At 72.7% G+C, this 1,418-nt stretch carries 1 protein-coding gene; it reads right to left on the bottom strand.

Annotation, left to right across the window (positions count from 1 at the left end):
- Window positions 1-59 precede the first annotated feature (59 nt).
- Window positions 60-1,070, bottom strand: coding sequence for a polyprenyl synthetase family protein (locus KMS84_RS38510; protein ID WP_256921207.1), 1,011 nt, complete (start codon window positions 1,068-1,070; stop codon window positions 60-62).
- Window positions 1,071-1,418 lie beyond the last annotated feature (348 nt).

Raw genomic sequence — 1,418 nt, forward strand, 5'->3', positions numbered from 1 at the left:
GGCTGATCCCCTCCCGGGGCCGGCCCGCCGGGGCCCGCGCGGCCGCCCCCGGGAGGGGATCAGCCCGCCCGGTGGACCACCGCGTCGCAGAGCTCCATCAGCGCGGCCTTGGCGTCGCACTCCCGCAGCGGCGCCAGCGCGGCGCGCGCGTCCTTGGCGTACCGCACGGTGTCCCGGCGGGCCTGCTCCAGGGCCGGGTGGGCCCGCAGCGCCGTCAGGGCCTCGTCGAGCCGGGCGTCGTCGCTCAGGTCGGAGTCCAGCAGTTCGCACAGCGCGATGTCCTCGGGCAGGGCGAGCCGGGCCGCCCGCTCCCGCAGCCGCAGGACCGGCAGCGTGGGAACGCCCTCGCGCAGATCCGTGCCGGGGGTCTTGCCCGACTCGCGCGAGTCGGACGCGATGTCCAGGACGTCGTCCGCCAGCTGGAACGCGACGCCCAGCCGCTCGCCGTACTGCGTCAGGACGTCGACGACCGTGTCGTCGGCGCCCGACATCATCGCCCCGAACCTACAGGCCACCGCGACCAGCGAGCCCGTCTTGCCGCCGAGCACGTCGAGGTAGTGATCGACCGGGTCGCGCCCGTCGGTCGGACCGGCCGTCTCCAGGATCTGCCCGGTGACCAGGCGCTCGAACGCCTCGGCCTGCACCCGCACGGCCTCCGGGCCGAGGTCGGCCAGGATGTGGGAGGCGCGGGCGAAGAGGAAGTCACCCGTGAGGACGGCGACGGAGTTCCCCCAGCGCGCGTTCGCGCTGGGCACGCCGCGCCGCACGGCGGCCTCGTCCATCACGTCGTCGTGGTACAGGGTGGCCAGGTGGGTCAGCTCCACCACCACGGCCGAGGGCACGACACCCGGCGCGTGCTTGTCGCCGAACTGCGACGCGAGCACCACGAGCAGCGGCCGGAACCGCTTGCCGCCCGCCCGCACGAGGTGCTGGGCGGCCTCCGTGATGAAGGGGACCTCACTCTTGGTGGCCTCGAGCAAGCCTTCCTCGACAGCCGCCAATCCGGCCTGGACATCGGCTTCCAGAGCCTGGTCCCGCACGCTCAGCCCGAACGGCCCGACGACGGTCACGAGGGGTCTCCTGTCTGCTGGTGTCCACCGGCGATTACGCGGTTTGTCGATAGGTCGCTGCCATCACTCAAGTCAGCGTATCCGGTCACGTTTCGATCACCGATAGCCCCCACGTCCCCCGGGCTCGAATGGGCTCGCCCGGGAGGCGTCTCCGCCGACCGGGGAGGTACCGGATTCCACCCGCCAAGTTCGTGATCAGCCCATATGGTCGGACATCACCCGGAACGCCCGTCGCGCCGCCTGCCGGAACGTCCGGCAGGACGTCCATCGGATGACCCGCGCGCGGCGATTTATGCGGGCGCCCGCACGAGCGGAGCCCCGCCTCCCCTTCCTGGCGCCCGCATAAAT

The organism is Streptomyces hilarionis (assembly GCF_024539675.1).
GTDB classification, from domain to species: domain Bacteria; phylum Actinomycetota; class Actinomycetes; order Streptomycetales; family Streptomycetaceae; genus Streptomyces; species Streptomyces hilarionis.